17 protein-coding genes are annotated in these 20,206 nt (G+C 61.2%); 9 read left to right on the forward strand and 8 right to left on the reverse strand.

Features of this window, described 5'->3' with window-relative positions:
• Positions 1-486 precede the first annotated feature (486 nt).
• Complete coding sequence (locus KTAU_RS17030) at positions 487-702, forward strand: helix-turn-helix domain-containing protein (protein ID WP_151729490.1); 216 nt, start codon at positions 487-489, stop codon at positions 700-702.
• Positions 703-1,152: 450 nt separating this feature from the next.
• On the opposite strand, the gene KTAU_RS17035 is transcribed toward KTAU_RS17030, so the two are convergent.
• From KTAU_RS17035 to KTAU_RS22055, 8 genes are all read right to left on the reverse strand, one after another.
• Positions 1,153-1,692 carry a DinB family protein gene (locus KTAU_RS17035; RefSeq protein ID WP_151729491.1) on the reverse strand — a complete coding sequence of 180 codons (540 nt, stop codon included), beginning with the start codon at positions 1,690-1,692 and terminating at the stop codon, positions 1,153-1,155.
• Positions 1,693-1,707: 15 nt separating this feature from the next.
• Complete coding sequence (locus tag KTAU_RS17040) at positions 1,708-2,760, reverse strand: ParB/RepB/Spo0J family partition protein (protein ID WP_151729492.1); 1,053 nt, start codon at positions 2,758-2,760, stop codon at positions 1,708-1,710.
• Positions 2,753-3,523, reverse strand: a complete 771-nt coding sequence (locus KTAU_RS17045) for a ParA family protein (protein ID WP_052890922.1) — start codon at positions 3,521-3,523, stop codon at positions 2,753-2,755. Before KTAU_RS17045 ends, KTAU_RS17040 begins: the two co-directional genes overlap by 8 nt.
• 393 nt (positions 3,524-3,916) lie before the next feature.
• Complete coding sequence (locus tag KTAU_RS17050) at positions 3,917-4,678, reverse strand: ABC transporter permease (RefSeq protein WP_151729493.1); 762 nt, start codon at positions 4,676-4,678, stop codon at positions 3,917-3,919.
• A gap of 82 nt (positions 4,679-4,760) precedes the next feature.
• Positions 4,761-5,645 (reverse strand): molybdate ABC transporter substrate-binding protein, encoded by an 885-nt coding sequence (gene modA, locus KTAU_RS17055; RefSeq protein ID WP_228026509.1) that lies wholly within the window; start codon positions 5,643-5,645, stop codon positions 4,761-4,763.
• A gap of 210 nt (positions 5,646-5,855) precedes the next feature.
• Positions 5,856-7,841 (reverse strand): magnesium transporter, encoded by a 1,986-nt coding sequence (gene mgtE, locus KTAU_RS17060; protein ID WP_151729494.1) that lies wholly within the window; start codon positions 7,839-7,841, stop codon positions 5,856-5,858.
• Between the two features lie 835 nt (positions 7,842-8,676).
• Complete coding sequence (locus KTAU_RS17065; RefSeq protein ID WP_151729495.1) at positions 8,677-10,197, reverse strand: alpha/beta hydrolase; 1,521 nt, start codon at positions 10,195-10,197, stop codon at positions 8,677-8,679.
• A complete protein-coding gene (locus KTAU_RS22055; RefSeq protein WP_228026510.1) occupies positions 10,194-12,110 on the reverse strand; it encodes a bifunctional lysylphosphatidylglycerol flippase/synthetase MprF in 1,917 nt (638 codons plus the stop codon). Before KTAU_RS22055 ends, KTAU_RS17065 begins: the two co-directional genes overlap by 4 nt.
• A gap of 471 nt (positions 12,111-12,581) precedes the next feature.
• Between KTAU_RS22055 and KTAU_RS17075 the strand changes: the two genes are divergently transcribed.
• The 8 genes from KTAU_RS17075 (at position 12,582) to clpP (ending at position 19,978) form a co-directional block, all read left to right on the forward strand.
• Complete coding sequence (locus KTAU_RS17075; RefSeq protein ID WP_151729496.1) at positions 12,582-13,247, forward strand: YrzE family protein; 666 nt, start codon at positions 12,582-12,584, stop codon at positions 13,245-13,247.
• A 135-nt stretch (positions 13,248-13,382) separates the two neighbouring features.
• Positions 13,383-13,628, forward strand: coding sequence for a CsbD family protein (locus KTAU_RS17080; protein ID WP_151729497.1), 246 nt, complete (start codon positions 13,383-13,385; stop codon positions 13,626-13,628).
• Between the two features lie 301 nt (positions 13,629-13,929).
• Positions 13,930-14,283: a cupin domain-containing protein gene (locus KTAU_RS17085; protein WP_151729498.1), complete on the forward strand. Its 354-nt coding sequence runs from the start codon at positions 13,930-13,932 to the stop codon at positions 14,281-14,283.
• Between the two features lie 219 nt (positions 14,284-14,502).
• Complete coding sequence (locus tag KTAU_RS17090) at positions 14,503-15,270, forward strand: beta-ketoacyl-ACP reductase (protein ID WP_112431061.1); 768 nt, start codon at positions 14,503-14,505, stop codon at positions 15,268-15,270.
• Positions 15,271-15,641: 371 nt separating this feature from the next.
• Positions 15,642-17,291: a glutamine-hydrolyzing GMP synthase gene (gene guaA / locus KTAU_RS17095; RefSeq protein ID WP_170293396.1), complete on the forward strand. Its 1,650-nt coding sequence runs from the start codon at positions 15,642-15,644 to the stop codon at positions 17,289-17,291.
• Positions 17,292-17,414: 123 nt separating this feature from the next.
• Positions 17,415-18,035, forward strand: coding sequence for a hypothetical protein (locus KTAU_RS17100; protein WP_228026512.1), 621 nt, complete (start codon positions 17,415-17,417; stop codon positions 18,033-18,035).
• 35 nt (positions 18,036-18,070) lie between these two features.
• Positions 18,071-18,883, forward strand: a complete 813-nt coding sequence (locus KTAU_RS17105; protein ID WP_151729499.1) for an NUDIX hydrolase — start codon at positions 18,071-18,073, stop codon at positions 18,881-18,883.
• Positions 18,884-19,315: 432 nt separating this feature from the next.
• Positions 19,316-19,978: an ATP-dependent Clp endopeptidase proteolytic subunit ClpP gene (gene clpP, locus KTAU_RS17110; RefSeq protein WP_112431066.1), complete on the forward strand. Its 663-nt coding sequence runs from the start codon at positions 19,316-19,318 to the stop codon at positions 19,976-19,978.
• The last annotated feature ends 228 nt before the right edge of the window (positions 19,979-20,206 follow it).

Here is a 20,206-nt window from a genome sequence, read left to right on the forward strand (position 1 = left end):
GGTGGGGCCAGCGCTCCTGGCTGGCTCAGTGCAGTCTGCTGAGGGAGGTGCTGCGCTGAGCGGCTCGGATTGAGGTCCCAGGCTCTCCTTCCTCTTGGCTATTAGGTACTGGTCCTTTCTCCTGTCTGCCATCTTCTTGTCTGCTTGTTTGCTCTTCGGTGCTCCCTGCGCTCTCCTGCGCTCTCCTACTAACATAGCGCTCTGCATTGTAGCGAACATGCGATGTGTTTGAGAGTCAGCTCATGTTCACTCTGTGCGACACTTTTAGCTTCGCTGTCAGCGCGAAGACTCCCCTTCATGGCTATTTCTGTCGCAAACCCTTGAAAAAGAAAACGTGATCGCATATGATAGGCACATATCAATGAGATACATACATACGTTCATACCGTCATCAGTAATTATATGGCTCAGGAGGGAGGCGGTCACGATGCGTGAAGCCCGTCTTCCGTTTCCTATCCCTCTGTACCTGGAAAGGAGTGACCATACATGGAAGAATTGTTAACCGTCAGCGAAGTTGCCCGCCTCTTGCGCGTTGAGACCACCACCGTTAGGCGCTGGATTAAGAACGGCATGCTAGAGGCCATTCTCCTCCCCCATCACGAGAAGGAGAGCAAGCGGCATGGCTACCGGATCAAGCGCACGACGCTTGACAAGCTCCTGGGCGAGTCGCCCCGCGACTCGGTCTCAGAGCAGCAGAACTGATTGACGGCGGGTAGGTATTGGCAGGGAGCCAGGCGCAAGCAAGCGCAGTCTGGTTCCCTCTGCTATCCTGAGCCGGACTGTGTGCGCTACCCGCCCTGGGTGAAGGCAGTGCCGGCCCTCCCCAAGGCCAGGAGCAGGGTCGGTTCCGCTGGCCAGCAGTCAGGTCAAGCTGAGCGGATAAGCCGCGATCGACGGTGAGCTGTTCTTTCCTACTTATTTGTTTATACGTTCTGAAGTACAGAAACGAAACAAGAGCAGGTAGGGTTTCCTGCCTGCTCTTTCCTGTTCTTTTTCTTTCTCTGAACTGCCAAGCTGAGCCGCTGGCCGTCGGCGGAGCGGGGAAGGGGGGGAGTCCGACCGGAGTTGCGGGGCTGAGCCGCTGCTAATCTGTGTAGAACCACAGCGGCAGAACCGCAGCACAAGAACAGGGGCGGCTCGGCTGGTAGAAATTCAAGAGGAAGAAAGCGAGGAATTCGCCGAAGCGGCCGGTGACGTCCCGCTACCGCTGGGGCGAAGGCGCTCACGGATCTCCACCAACTGGCGGGCGTGCTGCCGATCATGCTGAGCCAGGACATTCACCAGCTGGTAGAATTTCAACGCGCCCCAGGCGTGGTGATGACAGGGGCGCTCCCAGGCTGCCGGGGGCAGCTCAGCCAGGAACTGCAGAATCTCCTCGCGGCGGGCTGCCATGCCGGCCAGCACCGCGTCCAGAGAGAGATCGCGAGCCGTCTCGCGCGTCACCCGCGGCCCCTCTGTTTCCAGTGCCGGCAGCTCAGGATTGTCCTCTTCCTGCACGCGTCGCATCTCCTGCAGCGTCAGCCCATCGACTACATAGAGATGATAAGCCACTTCCAGAGCCGACCAGTCCTCGGGTGAGGGGCGTCGCTCCAGCTCGGCGGCCTGAAAGCGAGCTAACTCGGCCAGAAACTCGGTGCGTGCCGCTACTAACTTCGGGCGCACCTTCCCGAAAGGATCTTCCAGGGTAGCCATCGCAGCCTCCCGCAACTACTCCACTTCGTTTTTGACCAGGCGGGCGTAGAGTCGCTCCAGCTCCTCCTGATTATTGAAATGCAGCACTATTGTGCCCTTGCCCCTGGCATTGCAGCGCAGATCGACCTTTACCATCAGCGAATTGCGAAACTGGGTCTCTAACTCCTCCAGGTCGGGGGAGCGCACAGGAGTTGAGCGGCTGGGAGTGGGGCGAGCGGGCTGCTCCAGGCTTTTCCAGCCGCGCACCAGCTCCTCCGTCTCGCGCACCGTCAGGCGGCGAGAGAGCACCTGGTGCAGCGCCTCCTCCTGGTCTTCATAGCTCGACAGACCAGCGATTGCTCGCGCATGGCCTTCGGTAAAGTGTTCGCCTGGGTTAAGGAGTCTCTCGCGGACAGCGGGCGCCAGATTCAACAAGCGTAGCGTATTCGTGATCGTTGTTCGCTGCTTGCCGACGCGCTCGGCGATCTGCTCATGGGTCAGGCCAAACTCCTGAGCCAGGGTCTGGTAAGCCAGAGCCTCCTCGATTGGATTGAGATCGGCCCGCTGAACGTTCTCGATCAACGCCAGCTCCAGCATCTGCTGAGGGCTGGCCTCCTTGACAATCACCGGCACCTGTGCGAGGCCGGCCAGGCGTGCAGCTCGCCAGCGACGCTCACCGGCGATCAGCTGATAGCGGAGTGGAGGAACGTAAGAAGTGCTGGCTCGCGCCTCCGAAGCAGGAGCGGGAGCGGCCCAGGGATCGTCATCAGGAGCGCTGGCCCAGGGGTCGGGGGAGGCAGTGCTCTCCTCTTCCAGGCGCGTCACAATCAGGGGCTGGAGCAGACCGTGCTCTTTAATAGAGGCGCTCAGCTCCAGTAGAGCAGGGTCGTCGTCGCGGCAGATGCGCCGCGGCTGGCGTGGGTTCGGCAAGATACTCTCAATAGGAACCAACTGAATTGCGCCCTCGGCATCCGCTCGCGGCACCGGCTGGCGCGCGGCGGGGGTCTCCACGGCAGGGGCAGGAGAGGCGCCCGAGCCAGAGAAAAGAACATCGAGACCGCGCCCGATCGGAGACTTCTTATTAACCACGGGCCATTACCTCCTCTGCCAGCGCGCGATAGGCGAGGGCGCCGGGCGAATCAGGATCGTAGTCCAGAATCGGCTGCCCGAAGCTGGGGGCCTCGCTGAGGCGCACATTGCGATTCACGATCGTATTAAAGACCTCGTTCGGAAAATGCCCGCGGACCTCACGGACGATCTCGCCGGCCAGCCGCGTACGGGGATCGTACATCGTCAACAGGACGCCAGCGATGTAGAGGTCGGGGTTCAATTTATTCTTCACGAGCTGGATCGTATTCAGTAACTTGGTGAGGCCCTCCAGGGCCAAATATTCGCACTGGATCGGAATAATGACACCATCGGCAGCCACCAGCGCATTGACGGTCAGCAGGCCGAGCGAGGGCGGACAATCGATCAAGATATAGTCACAGCGGCGCCGAATAGGCTCAAGTGCCTGGCGCAGGCGCTGCTCGCGGGCCAGGGCACTGACCAGCTCGATCTCCGCCGCGGCCAGATCGACGGTACAGGGCGCCACTACTAGCTCGCGGCGCTTGGTCGGTACGATGACATCAAAAATCGTGACACCTTCGTCCTGCCTGACCAGCAGGTCATAGACAGTGTGTTCGCGCACCTTCGGAGCAACGCCAATGCCGCTGGTCGTATTGGCCTGCGGGTCCATGTCAACCAGGAGCACTTTGCGACCCGCGGCTGCCAGATAGGTTGCAAGGTTGATAGCGGTGGTGGTTTTGCCCACACCGCCCTTCTGGTTGGCGATTGCGTAGACTTTCGACACTGGTTACTTCCGTACCTTTCTGATCGAACCGATCCGTCGCCGGGCGGGTGTAAAGGATGTACTGACAGCATGACCGCGCGTGTTGCAAGTGGCACCTACATTGTAACAAATGGGAAGAGCTGACGCAACTAGGAACAGCTTTTCCTGCCCCTTGCCGGCTCCCCACTCACCGGCTGCCTGTCTGACCGTCTGTCTCCCTGCCTCTCTCCGTCGCTGGTCCTGGTCCCGAAGAGCCAGAGCCGCTGCTAGCTACTTCCTTGAGAAAGGGAACGGATCAGGCCGGGCTGGCCCCGTCAGGAGGATGAGCCGGCCCTCGGGCTGTTCCGCTCCCTGCATCAGCAAGGGCCGGGAGAGATCTGGGAGAGGGGCGCCTGCCCGTCTGTATCTCTTCCTTCAGCCCTCGCGCCCCAGGCGGAGTGCCAGCAGCAGAGCGAACGAGACCGCCAGGACCAGCACCGAGAGTGCTACCGCTGCGTCGAGGTTGGTTTCCGCCGCGATATAGATAGCGATCGGCATGGTTTGCGTGGTGCCGGGGAAGTTGCCTGCAAAGGTGATGGTAGCGCCAAACTCGCCCAGGGCGCGTGCCCAGGTCAGACCCATGCCGCTCAGGAGGGCCGGGCGGATCAGGGGTAGCACCACGCGGCGAAAGGCATAGAAAGGGGAGGCGCGCAGCGTGTAGGCCGCTTGCTCATAGCGAGGATCGAGTTGCTCCAGGCCGGCGCGGGCGCTGTTGATGAAGAAAGGGGCCGAAACAAAGGTCTGGGCCATGACCACAGCCACTGTTGTAAAGGGCAGGCTGATGCCCAGGGCGCTCAAATAGCGACCTAGCAGCCCAAAGCGACCGAAGGTCAGCAGCAGCGCCACGCCGGCCACCACCGGCGGCAGCACCGTTGGCATCGTCACCAGGGTCTCTAGCAGCCGCCGGCCTGGCAGACGCGCGCGCGCCAGCACCCAGGCCACTGGCAGACCGAAGAGCACGCTGAGCGCCGTACTGGCGGTGGTGGTTACCAGGCTCAACTGCAGGGCCGTAAAAGTGTCGGGCTGCGTCAATGCGTTCCATAGCTGCTGTGGTGGCTCGTGCAATAGCAGGGCCGCCAGGGGAATGCCCAGAAAGAGCAGAAAACTGGCGGCCAGCAACCCGACCAGGATCGCCATCAGGGTACGGCCCCGCGCGGCTGAAAGCCAGGGACGCCGGCCTCGCGGCCTGGTTGCGCGGGGGGCCGGCGCCTGCTGTACATCAACCATTCTTCGGAATGAACTGATACTTCTCCAGGGTCGCTTGTCCTTGCGGCCCAAGTACATAGTCGACGAAGCTCTGGGCCTCGGAAGCGTGCGCCGAGGTCTTGACAACCGCAATCGGGTATTGGGCGATGACGTTAAACTCGTCCGGGATAGGGATGATCTTGACTTTGCCCTGAGCGCTGGCGGCATCCGTCTGATAGACGCAGCCGGCATCGGCCTCGCCCAGCTCAACCTTCTGCAGTACCGCCGTCACATTGTCCTCCTGAGAGATGACGTTGCTCAGCAGGGCCTTCTCAAACTGGGGGCCGTAGGTCGAGGATTGCGCCATCTTGTCGAAAGCCTGGCGGCAGTATTTGCCCGCAGGCACCGTAGAGGCGGCGATGTCAAACTTCAGCCCCTTCTTGGACAGATCTTGCAGCCCGTTGATGCCCGCGGGATTGGAGGAGGGCACAATGATGACCAGCCGATTCTTGGCGAAGACCTGGGAATTGTTAACCAGGCCAGCCTGACTGGCTTTGTTCATGTTGTCCAGGTCGGCTGAGGCAAAGACATCCGCTGGGGCGCCGTTGGCCAGTTGCTGCTCCAGGACCTGCGAGCCGGCGAAGTTGAACTTGAAGCTGACGTTGGGGTGGGCCTTGTGGTATTGGTTGGCAATGTCCTGAAAGGCATTCTTAAGGGAGGCGGCGGCGAAAACGTTGAGCGTGACCGCCGGGGCGCTGGCACTCCCGCCGCTACTGGTGCTTCCACTGCTGTTGCCACAGGCGGCCAGCCCCAGGGCCAGGGCCAGAACCAGCATGAGGGCGCTGGGCCAGAGCCGCCAGCGGGCCTGGTGGCGCGGCAAGGTTGAGAAATAGGCTGTTCGCGCGGGGACAGTGGACATGGTGGGCCTCCTTCTTCTCCCTGCTCTCTAGCGATGAGCGCTCTTGAAATAGCGGTGAAAACTCTATTTTTGAGTATTCACAAATTGAGTATAGGGAAGGAATTGCCGAGATGTCAAGCCAGGAAGGTCGGAAGGAGGGCAGGTCAACCAGTTGGGCAGGGACGGGCCGCGCTCTTACTCGTTGGCGGCCCGCCATCCCTGTAGCAGGGCTTAGCCTGTATAGAGCGGACCCGTCAGCAACGGCAGCGTGATGCCCAGAAAGGCGCACACGCTCAGCACGGCGATCAGCGGGTCCAGTAACGGTGCATTGAGCAAGCTACCGCGTAGATGGAGGCGATAGAAGAGCGTAGGCAGCACCAGGCCCAGGATTGCCGCCAGCAGAAGCGTCAGGCCCAGACCGATCCCCATTGCCAGCGCCAGCAGGGGTGATCCGAAGAGGGTCCAGCTTAGAGCGGCCACGCAGACACTGGCCAGTACTCCGCCAGCGGTGCCCAGCTGCAGCTCGCGGAAGAAGCCGCGCCAGAAATCGCGTCCGCGCTGTGAACGCAGCTGCCAGCCGGTCACCCCGAGGGCCTGCGAACCCACACTACTACTGGTCAGCAGAAGCATTGGCAATAGCGAGACCATGCCGCTCAAGGTTGTTGGAGAGTGGAGAGCGCGCAAGAGGCCGCCGACCGTCGCCGGGTTCTGCGTCAGGAGGGCGCTGGCACGCAACACTGGACCGAATAGACCATGCAGGAGCAGCGCCAGCAGCAGCCCGGCGGCAACGTTGACTGCCAGCCAGGTCACGCGCCCGAGCACCGCGCGCCAGGAGAGCGCTTCCTCTTCGGCAGTGAACTCTTCGACGCTCGTGCCGGCAATCTCTGAGAGATCCTCGGCCTGCTCCTCGCGGATCACATCGATCACGTCGTCCACCGTGATCAGGCCGACCAGGCGACCCTCCTCATCGAGCACCGGCACTGCTAGCAAATCGTAGTGCGAGATCAGGCGAGCCACCTCTTCCTGATCGGTATCGGTATGGACATGGATCACATCGGGATTGAGCAGGTCCTGCAGGCGTGTCTGCGGATCGGCGGTCACCAGGCTCCGCAGCGAGACCACGCCCACCAGGTGCTGCTCGTCATCGACCACATAGAGGTAATAGATTGTCTCCAAATGATCGGCGTGGTGGCGCAGGTAGGCCAGGGCCTCTTCGACCGTCAAATGCTGGGGTAGCCCAAGCACGCGAGTCGTCATCAGGCCGCCAGCGGTTTGTTTGTCGTAGTGAAGCAGATCGCGCACCTGGCGGGCCGCCTCAGCGGGCAGCAGGTTCAGCAAGCGCTCAGCCTCCTCGCGTGGCAACTCGGCCAGGACGTCGGCCACGTCATCGGGAGCCAGGGCTGCCAGGAGGCGCGCAGCGCGTTCAGAATCGAGACCGCTGATAATCTCGGCCTGGAGCGGCAGCTCAACCTCACTGAGGGTATCGGCAGCTGTTTCAGTGTCCAGGCGCTCCAACATGGCACCGGCCTCTTGGGCGTCGAGCTGCTCCAGAATATCGGCGATATCTGCCGGGTGCAGATCCGCCAGCTTTGTACGGCTCACACTCAGCTGGACCTGGGGCACGACGCCGCCCGCGGTGACCAGGGCCGTACCGCCCAGCCCGGCCCCGGCCAGAGCCGGAGCAAGCTGCTCGCTGGTGCTGGCGCTCGCCTGAACCACCTGGATCGGCTCCACGTAGTTCCAGGTGATGGTGCGATCCTGCAATCGCAATGGCAGCACGCGGCTCAGCAGCTCGATAGGGGTCAGCAGCCCAAGCCGGCGCAGCAGGCCACTCACGCCGATATCCACGCCGATCAGGCGCGCCGTTCCTTTGATCTGTGCCAGCTTCAGATCGTTGACCTTCACCACGCGCACGCCCTGGGTATCGACGATCTGCTTATCCAGAATATCGCGTTTGAGTAGCAGCTCATCGGGTTGAGGTGTATAGGGGGTAATCTCGGCCTGACGAACCTTCAGGGTAATAGGTGTCTCTTCAATGCTGTGTACCTGAGACCAGGGCACCACCAGCGTATTGGTATTCAGCGGTGGGCGCACAACCAGCGCCGTCACGCAAGGAAAGGTCTCGCGCGGCGAGACATACAGGTCAGAAAGCGTACCCAGGCGCCGTCCCTCGCTATCATGGACACTCTGACGCAGCAGTGTGCTCAAGTAGATCAAGGGTATCACCACCTTTCCTCGTCTGCTCGATGGACAATACAGGCCGGTCGCTCAGCCACAGCGGTGTGGTTGAGCGAGAGGAGCTTATGACTTGTTTGGCTTGCCTAACGATGACGAACACAGTGATCTCTGCCTGACCGGGAAGGGCGCGGCACAGGTGAGGCCGGGCGCAGGCGACAGGCCAGAGCGCAGCGCTGCGACAGTCTACCAGCGAATGGTAGAACAAGCCGGGTAGAGGCCACAGGCAGACATCGCCTTAGCACGGGCGTCGGCCCGGTCAGTGCTGCCGATGAAGCGGGAAACCCATGCGTACAGGGGTACCCTTGAAAAAAGGGCACGTAGGACTGACTGGCAGGCGGGAAGTGTTTACTCGATAGCGGCTGACCGCTGGCAGAGGATCACGCTCATCGAGTAAGGTGGTGATACAGAGGGGACGATCACTGACTGACTGACTAATTGCTCTCCAGAACAAGGGAATGAGCGATGAGACCGTGCGCCAGTATACGTCGGGCGAAAGCTAGATCCCCCCTACTCGATGAGGCGACACACACTTACCCGCGAGCAGGCATGTAAGAGCTACACGCCTACTACTACTTGGGCCAGCGTCCATGTCCCTCACCTCCTTGACCCGTTAAGCCGCGGCGCTCCAGAGAAGAGGCATAGCGGTCTTGCCACTGTGCCCGACGCTGGAGCTGAAGAATAGACGCGGTCACGGGGATCACACAAACAGAACAAAGCATTATGTCTTGTCAGAGTATAGCACGCTGATGGCAGAATCGGCAAGCTGGGGAGGCGAGTCTCTGGAAATCCGTTGCCCAGCAGTCACCCGTTTCTCCTAGCTTGCTTGGGGACTGCTCTGGCCCCAGTGGAGCCAGAGCAGCGCGTGATAGAGCTGGACCTCCCAGACGTGCCATGAATGATAGCCCTTCTCGATATCAAGCGTATAGCGTACGTGGAGCTTCTTGAGCACCTGAGCGAACTGCAGCGTGTCGCTATAATAGGGCTGATCTTTCGTGGCCGCTCCCAGGAAGAAGGCTAGCCGCTGACTGCGGCGATTGCTGGCAATGGTATAGAGTGGGCTATTAGCGCGTCGATAGGCCGGATTGTTGCCCCAGATCAGGCCCTCAGCGCGATAGTAGCCGCCCAGCGAGATGACAAAGCCAAAGACATCGGGGTGATGAATGGCGATGTTGGCCGCTCCAAAGCCTCCCATCGAATTACCCCCGATCGCACGATCCTCTGGCGAAGGGATCGTGCGATAGTGGCTGTCAATGTAGTGGACCAGGTCGATAGCCACGTAATTCTCCAGAAGCTGTCGTCCGTCGCCGCTGTTGCCCCATTCGCTGGTCGCGCCGGGGCGCCCATTGCCATCAGGGAAAACCATAATCAGCTCGGGAATCTTCCCCAGATCAATCAGGGTATCGGCGGATTGCTCGGCCTTGCCGCCGGTGACCCAGTCGACGATCTTACCCGGGGAGCCATGCAGCAGATAAAGCACCGGGTAGCGCTGCTGTTGGCCGGCGGGCGTATTGTAGGACGGTGGCAGGTAGACCAGGAACGAGCGGCGCTGGCCGTGCAGAGAGGGGCTGGCGAAGCTATCCTTGACCACTGTGCCCTTGTTTGGGCGCCCGGCGGCGGTGTGAATGACCGGCGGCGTGTGAATGCCAGTATCGGGGGCAAAGAGAAAGAGATCGCCTGAACCGGCGGCCAGGATCAGCGACACAACCAGCAGGGCTGCCAGCAACCAGGACCCCATGAAGGCCAGAGGCCGTGGTTGGGGGGCGACAGGTGGCGCCAGCTTTGGCTCCGGGAGCGGAGCGGTCTCCTGCAGGGCAGCGAGACGCTGGCGAGAGCGCAGAAGCTGCCAGGTCTGGACGATAGGATCGCAGAGCACACGAGCCAGGACCTCACCGATAGCGCAACCGGCAAAGGCTGCCAGCAGCGCCAGAGCCAGCAGCATCAGCACCGTGTGAATCAAGGCACCCACGTTCAGCGGCTCCAATTGGCCGCCTGGATCATGCACCGGTTGCAGCTCGGCCCCGATGAAATCCTGCAGGTAGGCTGACCAAAAGAGCAAGAGGCTGGCGGGTACGGCGCCCAAAAGGCGGCGTCCGACCAGGCCCCCGCAGAAACCAGCGCCTGCACAACAGAAAAGAGCTGCCAGCATCTGGGTGCGCTGGATATCCAGGCCCAGCGCAATGAGCAGTGCGCTCAACCCAGGCGTCATGCCCACTGTCACTAGTGCGCCGCCAAGCAGTGCCCCAACAAAGGAGAGCAGCGGCGGTGCAAACGCCCGCAGCGGACGGCGCGGGCGTTTCTCTCCGACAAGGCCCGAAGGCTGCCATCTATTCTTCATCGATGTATCGTGAGCAGATTCTGATCTTGTAGGCCGGGGAGAGGCTCCCTGGTCTCTGATCGCTGCTGATGAGCGTTGAGAATGGCCAGCGCGATGCGCGGCAGGGCTAGCGTATTGCTGGCGGCCACATAGCGACTCTCCCAGCGCGGCTGAAACTTCTGCTTGAAGCGGAAGAGTGTCCGGTGCTCCTCCAGGACATGGACATGCTCCAGCAGGAAGTTGGCAATCGCGCGCTGGCCAGGGGAAAGCTCCTGGTTCGTATCGCAGGCGGCGATGAGACCCAGGCTTACCAGCCAGGCCCCAGCCTCGCGAAAGCGCTCAATGGCGCGCACCAGCAGCAGCTCCATGACGCCATAAGGGGCATCGGGCGCGCGCCGCATCAAATCGAGGGCCCAGCCCCAGTCACGGCGTGTGCCATCCCGGGCGTCGTAGAGACCATAGATTGGCGTGAAGGAGACAAAAGCGCAGAGCTTATTCGTACGATCGAAGGCCAGCCCCAGCGTCAGGCGTGGCGGGGGCTGCCGGCGGATCTCGGGGTCTGTACTCTCTGCCGCTGCTGCGATCAGCTGGGCCCGTTGAGCCATCGCTGGCAACTCGCTGAGGCGCCCCATGCTGAAGCCCATTTCTTCCGTTTCGCGGGCTCCCTTCTGTCGGAGCCAGGAGCGCGAGATCTGGACCATTTGCTCATACAGCTCGGCTGGTGGCGCCTCTTCGAGCCAGCGCAGCGTCACCCCCTCGCGCTCGGCCCGACGGCTGCTGGTGCGCACATTGGCCATGGCCGAGCCGCTCAGACTGAAGCTGCGGGGGTCGATCAATCCCTCCTCGCCAATTTTAAAGATGCTCAGGCCGCAGCTGCGATAGTATGGTAGGAAATCAGGGTGAGCCTGGTAGATCGCCACCTGCCAGCCATTGCGCTGACACAGCTCCAGAAAAGCACGACTGACCTGCTCGCGTGCCTCTGGTGGACAGATGGGATCGCCAGGGACCACGGCGACCGTGTTGACCAACCGATAGGCGACGAGGCCCTCGCCATTGGGTGTCAGATAGCGCAGATTCCCCGGTTCCAGGGCGAAGAAGGCCAGGGTCTCCTGTCCATAGCGCTGCAGCAAGTCGATGGCCCGCTGCTCGACCTGGGCCAGCCGCTCCCGTTGCTGGGCAAGCCACCAGCGCGCGCTAACCGGGCGGAGGAGGGCCACCATGCCGGTCAACAAGGCGGTAGCCGCTAAGATGGGCAGTGAGTCCAGAAACCAGTGCGCGCGCCTGGTCAATGGCAGCAACTCCTGCGCTGGCAGATTGAGCATGCGACGCAGCAGGGCCAGCAGCGTGCCCCCCGTCCCGCTCATTGTCAGAAACTGCCCTTCGATCAGATAGTAGCCACCGATGCCGTAGAGAAGGAGCAAGGCGGCTCCAATGGCCAGCAAGGCAAAGCCCTGGCGGACCCGCCAGGGATCGCTGGCCACCTGGAAGCAGGGGCGAGCCAGCAACAGCACGCCCCAGAGGCTGCAGGAAAGCAAAGCCTCCTCAATGGCCAGACCACGCAACACATGCAGCAAAGCCGACAGTGGCAGCAGAAGCATGGTCACTTGCCAGGCACGCTCTTTGCCACGGGCCAGGCCGATTGCAAGAAGAATCAAGAAGAAGCCGATCAGCAGCGCGATGGTGTGGCTGGTCTGGACGAAGGGCCAGAAAGCAGGCCCGAAAGGGGCGAGCAGAGCGATGGTGGTCAGCAGATCGCGCAGCAGCTCCAGTCGTCCCGGGTGGGATGGTAGCAAGACCACAAGGCCATTAATGCAGCCCAGCAAAGCCACGGTCAGCGCTAGCAGGCTCCTGATCAAGCGACGCGACGGCGTGGCAACCGGCTTCTGACCTGGGCGTGGGAGCGGTGCTACAAATCGTGAGAAGAACGTGCTCATAGCTCTCCCTCCCCGGCCCCTATCCCTGGCCTGGTCTGCTCTGTCTGTCTGATGATCGTTCTGCCTGGCGCCGGCGAACCCGGGACGGCCCCAGCACCATGCAGCGACTCCGGCGGTGTCATACCCTTCTGCCTGTTCTGTAAGCAACCATCCTTTCAAGGCATGTGCTTGATCCTATTATGGGTAGCTTTTTCAAGGGCTGTCAATAAAGTCGCGATCTTTCCCTGACCGGCCCTGGCGAATGGGGGACTGGCGTGGCCAATGAGTGCGGGCCTCGGCAGCTGTTGGGGTTAACAATTGAAACCCGACCACCTGATTGCGCGTGTTTTTACACGGACCGAATCTTTGCAAAAGTGTTTCCCAAGGGCGCAGCTGCGCCTGGAAGGGAGAGAGATGCAAAGCAGTTGGTTGGGGTTGTGAATAGTATAAAGCTACTCCGGTCGCTAAAGGGTCAGAGAAAGCGAGCACATTATGGATGATGTTCATCAGCTCCAAACAGCAGCAAAAGGAGCAAACAGACCGGCGGAGCAGGTCTCACCTGCGGAGGACCCGCTTCCTGAGCCAGAAACCGTGCGGGTAGAGCCGCTACCATCGGCGCCGGAGGCCAGGGTAAAGAGACAGGAGGCCGCTTCGGTACGAGCGTCTGGGCACTTGCCCGAGCGGGGGACGCGTTACGCTCTTATCAGCGGCCTGCTTATGGGCGTACTGGTGGCCCTGGTTACCATTGTCCTTGTCCTGGTGAACGCTGGCCTCTTCAACGAGGCTCATCGCCAGGTGGCGCGCGATGCGCTCACCGTACGAGTAGCGTTGCTACTAGCCGCCATCTACGGAATTACCTGGCTGGTGGCGCTCATTGTCGCTTTTATCGGTGGTCTCATTCTTGGGCGGATCGCTGTACGTCGACGTCTGGGTTTCCTGGCGGGGGCCGTAGGAGGCATTGTCTACTCGCTGCTTCTCTGGCCGACCAGCTTTATTCCTGCCTATCCGGGCAATCTGACTGGTACCGCCACGCTGGACGCCGGCACCGCTATCTTAGAGGTGCTCTGGTGCCTGTTGTGGGGTCTGGGGGGAGCACTGGTCTGCCTTGCTGGCACATGGGTGGCCTCCGCTCGCCATCCGCATTATCGTGACCGTTGAAACGGTTGATCGTGTCATGAGGCTTATCGGCTAGACGAGCGATCGCTGGGGCACGCTGGCCTGCTCGGGCCGGTGCGCCTGTGCCCAGGGAGAGATCAGACGACTAAGAGACTAAGAAAGGAAGGAAACACTACGATGAATAAAGATGAACTCGAAGGCAAGGCGAAAGAGGCTCAGGGGGGGGTGAAAGAGTCGCTGGGGAACCTGACTGGCAACGAGCAGCTGCAGGCCGAGGGCAAGGCCGACAAGGTTGAGGGTAAAGCCCAGGGATTGCTCGGCAAAGTCGGCGAGAAGCTGCACGAGGCTGCCGAGCAGGTTAAGGAGGCTGCCCAACATGCCAGCGAGAAGGCCAAAGAGACCAAGGAGGAACATCAGCCCTAGCCTAACCCTCCCTGATCAGCCTGCTGGCTAGCCAGTGACCTGGCTGCATTCAGCGCGTGTCATTAAAGCCGGGGTTCGCTCTCTCTGCTACGAGGGGAGCGAACCCCGGCTTGCTTGTCTCCGCCTCGCTCGCTGGCCACGCTGGCACCCCTGCTTTCGTACCAATCTGGCCAGCTCATCTCTATTAACAGAGCTTTTAGCTGACCATCATCGGCTATTTACAAATTCGTCCTATACTGCTGAAAATACGATTGGCTGGGATAATCGTGCCAGCTTAGTATCAAGAAGTGAGGGAGAAGCTATGCAAGTAATTCGTTGGCAAGAATCGAATCCCCCTGATGAGGAAGAGCTGCGGCAAAAAATGCAAGAGCAGGGACTTGCTCCTTACAGCTGGTCGAACGGCCCTGGTGATACCTATGCTGTTCATAGTCACAGCTACGACAAAGTGCTCTACTGTGTGCGTGGCTCCATCCGCTTCGTGCTGCCGGACACCCCCGGGCCGGAGGGTATTATTGACCTGGAGCCGGGGGATTGTATGATTCTGCCGGCAGGCACGCGCCACAGCGCCTTTGTCGGCCCAAAAGGGGTAACCTGCATGGAGGCCCAGCGTACGCCGACCAGGCGTCCCCAAGGACAGAAGCAAGTTGAACGCTAGGAGAGACTGGCCCTTTTTTCCCTGGCTGAGCTGTCTCTCTAGCTGCCTTTCTCTCTGGACCTGGCGCGTTGGTTGGGACCGGAGGGACGCGCACGCGCCGGCGCAAAACCCGCGAAGAGAGCGAGCCGCCCCTTTGCGAAAGTGATCGCTAAAGATATACTATACTTAACGTAACCTGTACCAACGTCGCCTTCACCACATTGCGAAAAGGAGCATACTATGGGACGACTTGATGGACGAGTAGCCTTTGTGACCGGAGCCGGGCGCGGGATTGGCGCAGCGACAGCGCTGCGCATGGCCGAGGAAGGCGCGCGGGTCGCCCTGGTCGATATCGATGTAGAGGGCTGCCAGCAGGTCGCACAAGAGCTGGAGCGTCTGGGTGCGCAGTGCCTCGTGCTGCCCTGCAACGTCTCCAACAACACGATGGTTGAGGAGGCGGTGGAGAAGACAGTCAGCCAGTTTGGGCGGCTCGATATCCTCGTGAACAACGCCGGGATCATTCGCGACAATCTCCTCTTCAAGATGAGCGAAGAAGACTGGGATGCGGTCATGGCTGTGCACCTGAAAGGGGCTTTTCTGTGCAGCCGTGCCGCGCAGAAGCACATGGTGCAGCAGCGCTACGGTCGCATTATTTCTCTCTCCTCGACCTCGGCCCTGGGCAACCGCGGACAGGCCAACTACTCGACGGCCAAAGCGGGCCTGCAGGGCTTCACGCGCACCCTGGCCATCGAGTTAGGCCCCTTTGGAATCACGACCAATGCCGTTGCCCCTGGCTTCATTGACACCGAGATGACCCGCTCCTCTGCCCGCCGGCAGGGGCTTGATCCCGAAGAGGTCATTGCGGAGGCCTCCAAGCGCATCCCGGTGCGGCGCGTTGGGCAGCCGCGGGATGTGGCTAACGTGATTTGTTTCCTGGCCTCAGAAGAAGCTGGCTTTGTCAACGGGCAGATCATCTACGTCTCAGGCGGACCAGCGCCGCGTTCCTGAGCCTCGGCGCCTGCAGGCCCAGTGACGTAGCCAGCCAGGCCAGGCTCTGGCCTGACCGGGAAAGCAGACAGAGCTGAGGAAAACCGTCGTCGCTATCGACAAGGGACCGGACAAGCAGCGCCTTCCTGGTGAGCAGGCGCCCCGGTCCTTTCTGTTCTCCTGGCCTGCCGCCGCTCGGGTGTCCTCTGCCGGGGCGCCTGGCCCTGGTCGGACTCCGTCTACCAGTCTCCAGCTCGCTCATCAGTGTCATCAGCAAGCGACCGGACAAGGGTTGTCTGTCCATGAAGGGGATAGCAGGAAAGCAATGTGAAGGGGTAAAATAGAGACACGTATTTCTTCATAAAGCGGGGAAAGTCTCATTGATCCAGGCCATGAAAGGGGAGGAAGGCAGTCTCGTGTCAAACCATGTGCGCCGTCAGGCCATCGTAGTTCTCGATTTTGGCTCCCAGTATAGCCGTCTTATTGCGCGGCGCATTCGCGAGAATCATGTCTACAGCGAGCTGGTTCCGGCTGAGACCACACTGGAGCAGCTCCAGCGCGAGAAAGCTCATCTTGACATCAGGGGGTTTATCCTCTCAGGTGGGCCGGCCAGCGTCTATGACGCTCAGGCCCCACGCTGTGATCCGGCCATTCTCCAGAGCGGCCTGCCGGTGTTGGGTATTTGCTACGGCATGCAGCTACTGGCGCACCAGCTCGGCGGTCATGTTGCTCCAGCTCGGGGGCGGCGCGAGTATGGGCCAGCGACCATCGAGCTGCAGTCGGCTGCCAGCGACCAGGGCCGTGCTGCCGAGATCTTTGCCGGGCTTGCGCAGACGGACATGGCGGGAAAAGGCCGCAGCCTCAAAGTGTGGATGAGCCACGGTGACAGCGTCGATCAGTTACCGCCCGGCTTCAGCGTCCTCGCACGTAGCGAGAGCAATCCCTGCGCGGCCATTGCTGGACCTGGCGGCCTGATTGGCCTCCAGTTTCACCCCGAGGTCACGCATACTCCCCAGGGGCGGGAAATCCTGCGCAATTTCCTCTTCCGCGTCTGCGATTGTCGCGCCGACTGGACCCCCGGCTCAGTCATTGATGAGACCGTGGCCCAGATTCGCAACCGCGTGGGCGAGGCGCGCGCCATCTGCGCCCTCTCCGGCGGTGTCGACTCCGCAGTCGCGGCCCTGTTGGTTCACCGGGCGATCGGCGAGCGCCTCACCTGCGTCTTTGTCGACACTGGCTGCATGCGAGCTGGCGAGCCTGAGCAGGTTGTTGAGACCTTCAGCCGTCATCTCCATATTCCTCTGATCGCTGTTGACGCGCGCCAGCGCTTTCTGGCTCGCCTGGAGGGGGTCACTGATCCCGAGCAGAAGCGTAAGATCATCGGCGAAGAGTTTATCCGCGTCTTCGAGGAGGAGGCTCTGCGCCTGGCGCAGGAACAGGGGCCGATCAGCTTCCTGGTGCAGGGGACACTCTACCCCGATGTCATCGAGAGCGCGGGGCGTGATACCGCCAGCACCGCCACGCGTATCAAGACCCATCATAACGTCGGTGGTCTGCCCGAAGAGATGACGTTGCAGCTGGTGGAGCCGCTGCGCTGGCTCTTCAAGGACGAGGTACGCGAGATAGGTCTGGCCCTCGGATTGCCCGAAGAGTGGGTCTGGAGGCACCCTTTCCCCGGGCCTGGTCTGGCCATCCGCGTCATCGGGGCTGTCGATGAGCAACGTCTGGAGACCCTCCGTGCCGCCGATGCTATCCTCATTGAGGAACTGCGCCGCGCTGGCCTCTATCGTCAGGTCAGCCAGGCCTTCGCCGTGCTCACTCCTGTGCGTAGCGTCGGAGTGATGGGCGATGGCCGTACCTATGCCCAGGTTGTGGCGCTGCGCGCCGTGACTACCGAGGACTTTATGACCGCAGATTGGGCCCGCCTCCCCTACGATCTGCTGACCCGTGTCGCCAATCGCATCGTCAATGAGGTACCCGGCGTCAACCGCGTCGTCTATGACATCACCTCGAAACCGCCTGCGACCATTGAATGGGAGTAGTCGCCTGAGCCTGGCAGACCGCTGCAGGTTGCCCGCGTTCTGCGCACAATGGCACAACAGATGCGGTTCTCTGCCAGTGCTCTCGATAGAAGGAGATGTGATCGGCGAAAGGAGCAGATCGCGATGGGTGTCGACATCACCGGATGGATCGAATGTCGTCGATCCTTTATGCTGGCAGGCGAGACCACACCCTGGCAAGCGGCGATCAGCCTGGACTTCCTCTTTCATGGCCGTAACTACGATGCTTTCGGCTGCCTCTTTGGCGTCCAGAATTACGCCAACTTCCGCCCCGTCGCTGCAGAGTGGGGCCTGCCTGCAGGTGTCTCACCCCGGGTGAAGGAAGAGCATCAGCACTGGGATGGGGTGAGGCTTGCGGGGCAAGCTGGATCAGCTGGGCCGAGATCAAGGCCATTGATTGGGAAGAGCCGACAGAGCTGCCGGATGCCCGTATTCACTGGTACCACCGGGCGGCGGATGGCGGCCTCGTCTTTGTTTGAGGGCAAGGCTGCCTGGGACAAGAATTTCGCCGAAGCCGTCGGCCATACCCTGGGCGAGGGGATTGTTGGCAGGCGCACCTGGCCGGAAGGCCAGGAGTGGGAAATCAATAGCAAAATCTACCGCTCCGACCGTCTGCGGCGTAAGGATGCTCGCGGGAGCGGGGCGGTGGCCTTTGCTGTCATGGAGGCGCTGGCCTCGAACTACGGCGACGATGGCGTCAGAATGATCGTCTGGTTCTATTGGTGATTCCCCCATTACTGTCTGGAAGTGCAGGGCGAGCCATGCGTGAATTCGAGATCCTGGTGCGCGGCTGCTTCGATGCCGAGCGGCTCCTCGTCAGCTACGATGAGAGCCTGCGTATGCCGCGCACCCACAGTGACGAGGAATGCATTGAGGCATGTTGGCATCATAGGCTGCAGGAGATGCAGCAGCGTGGGGTAACCCTCTACGATGGCGCCCTTTATCGATTGGTTGACTGGGAGGTGCGTCTCGACGGACGCCTCTCGCTGGCACTGGGAGCCACCAGCTACAAGGAATATGTGGCAAGCCGTGATGTACGCTTTGCGCGGGGCCGTGAGCGACGCAAACTGAGCAATCCTCTGGCCGTCTGCTCGGTGATTGAGACGGCTGATGGTCAGCTCGTGCTTGATCAGCGGCACGGTGTGGATGTCTACGAGGGGCGCTATCATGTCATTGGTGGCTTTTGCGAGAGCGAGCGTGACCGCGATAGCGCGGGGCTGCCCGACCTCTTTGGGGCCATGCTGCGTGAGATCCGCGAGGAGACTGGCCTGCAGAACGAAGACATTGCCCGTCAGCTCTGTCTGGGCCTGGTCTACGATCTGGCAACTCCTCATCCCGAACTCTGCTTTCTCACCTGCCTGCGTATTCCGCTGGAGGAAGTCAGGCAGCGGAAGCCAGTGGACCATGAGGTAGAGCGTCTGCTCCCGCTGCCAGCGCGCGCTGAGAGCCTGCGCTCCTTCCTCTTTACCTACCACGGTCAGATCTCTGCGACTGGTGAGCCTGCGCTCTTGCTCTACGGCGGCTGGCGCTTCGGTGAAGCCTGGTATGCCGAGACGCTCTGGCGCCTGACATGAGAAGTTGACTGGTTGACTGCCTGACTGACTGAGCGTCGGTCGAGAGAACTGGAAGATTGCCTGGGCCAGGCCGGGCGTCGGAGCGGCGACCTCGCAGCTTGCGGTTCGCAGGCAGATAGGATATGATAGAGACAACAGATGGCATAGACAGACAGAGAGCGCGGCCCTGCTGTAAGTGCCTGGCCAGCAGAGAGCTGGGGCCAGGCGCTGCGCATGGGGGCCGGGCTTGTGCCTGTGGACGTTGCACAGGCGCTGCCAGATCTGAGCTGGTTTGGAGGGAGGCATCGCGCTTGAGCGATTGGATTGGCAAGTCATAGGTCAGCGATGATCACCGAACGATAGAGTTGGAAGTGTGAGGTTCGGACACCAGAGCCACTTCTTCTTATGGATGTATTCAGTAGCAAGAACTGAACGAGATCACAAGGAGCAAATATGGGAGCGGTATTCAACCCCCGGGACCCTAAGTGGATTAAGGAGTCCAGGGAATTTCTAGAGCCGCGAGGCGTCATCCCCGGTGTTGTGGAGTCGACCCCGCGCGGCGAACGCATGTGGGACATCTACTCGCGCCTGCTGAAGGAGCGCATCATTTTTGTGGGGACACCCATTAACGATCAGGTAGCCAATGTCACGGTAGCTCAGCTGCTCTACCTGCAGAGCGAGGACGCGACCAAAGACATCTACCTTTATATCAACTCCCCTGGTGGCAGCATCTATGCGGGCCTGGCGATTTACGACACTATGCAGTGGGTCAAACCAGATGTGTCGACGGTCTGTGTGGGCATGGCCATGAGCATGGGGGCGGTCTTGCTGGCCGCCGGGGCCAAGGGTAAGCGCTTCTGCCTGCCCAATTCGACGGTGCTGATCCATCAGCCGTTGGGTGGTGCTGAAGGCCAGGCTGCCGATATCGAAATCACGGCTCGCGAGATCCTGCGCCTGCGCCGCATCATTTATGAGATCCTCTCGCGTCACACCGGCCAGACGGTGGAGCGTATCATGCAGGACTCTGACCGCAACTACTACCTCTCTGCGCAGCAGGCGGTAGAGTACGGTCTCGCCGATGATGTCCTCTCCAAAGCTGAGGAGAGCGAGCGCTAGCTGAGGCGGGGAGCCGCCAAGGGCGGGCCGTCCTTTTTGCCCCTGTCCGTTCTTTGTTCCTGCCGTTGGATGCTATCTAGCTCTCTTGCTTGCTCTGCGAAGTGTTAGCTAGCAAACACTTGGCGGTGGCGGGCGAAGAGAGGGCGCTATGGCAAGAGAAGCGCTTGGGCGAGCCAGGCAAGGATGGCTGCAGCGGCGGAGAGGAGAGAGGCGGGGCGGCCCGCACCC

The sequence above is a fragment of the Thermogemmatispora aurantia genome (assembly GCF_008974285.1).
Lineage (GTDB): Bacteria > Chloroflexota > Ktedonobacteria > Ktedonobacterales > Ktedonobacteraceae > Thermogemmatispora > Thermogemmatispora aurantia.

What these genes read in the sequence shown, in the direction of transcription:
- KTAU_RS17050 (WP_151729493.1), bottom strand. Translation starts at nt 4,678, where the DNA reads ATGGCGATCCTGGTCGGGTTGCTGGCCGCCAGTTTTCTGCTCTTTCTG.
- KTAU_RS22055 (WP_228026510.1), bottom strand. Translation starts at nt 12,110, where the DNA reads ATGAGCACGTTCTTCTCACGATTTGTAGCACCGCTCCCACGCCCAGGT.
- KTAU_RS17090 (WP_112431061.1), top strand. Translation starts at nt 14,503, where the DNA reads ATGGGACGACTTGATGGACGAGTAGCCTTTGTGACCGGAGCCGGGCGC.
- KTAU_RS17085 (WP_151729498.1), top strand. Translation starts at nt 13,930, where the DNA reads ATGCAAGTAATTCGTTGGCAAGAATCGAATCCCCCTGATGAGGAAGAG.
- KTAU_RS17075 (WP_151729496.1), top strand. Translation starts at nt 12,582, where the DNA reads ATGGATGATGTTCATCAGCTCCAAACAGCAGCAAAAGGAGCAAACAGA.
- KTAU_RS17035 (WP_151729491.1), bottom strand. Translation starts at nt 1,692, where the DNA reads ATGGCTACCCTGGAAGATCCTTTCGGGAAGGTGCGCCCGAAGTTAGTA.
- modA (WP_228026509.1), bottom strand. Translation starts at nt 5,645, where the DNA reads ATGTCCACTGTCCCCGCGCGAACAGCCTATTTCTCAACCTTGCCGCGC.
- KTAU_RS17105 (WP_151729499.1), top strand. Translation starts at nt 18,071, where the DNA reads ATGCGTGAATTCGAGATCCTGGTGCGCGGCTGCTTCGATGCCGAGCGG.
- KTAU_RS17030 (WP_151729490.1), top strand. Translation starts at nt 487, where the DNA reads ATGGAAGAATTGTTAACCGTCAGCGAAGTTGCCCGCCTCTTGCGCGTT.
- KTAU_RS17080 (WP_151729497.1), top strand. Translation starts at nt 13,383, where the DNA reads ATGAATAAAGATGAACTCGAAGGCAAGGCGAAAGAGGCTCAGGGGGGG.
- KTAU_RS17100 (WP_228026512.1), top strand. Translation starts at nt 17,415, where the DNA reads ATGGGTGTCGACATCACCGGATGGATCGAATGTCGTCGATCCTTTATG.
- guaA (WP_170293396.1), top strand. Translation starts at nt 15,642, where the DNA reads ATGAAAGGGGAGGAAGGCAGTCTCGTGTCAAACCATGTGCGCCGTCAG.
- KTAU_RS17065 (WP_151729495.1), bottom strand. Translation starts at nt 10,197, where the DNA reads ATGAAGAATAGATGGCAGCCTTCGGGCCTTGTCGGAGAGAAACGCCCG.
- clpP (WP_112431066.1), top strand. Translation starts at nt 19,316, where the DNA reads ATGGGAGCGGTATTCAACCCCCGGGACCCTAAGTGGATTAAGGAGTCC.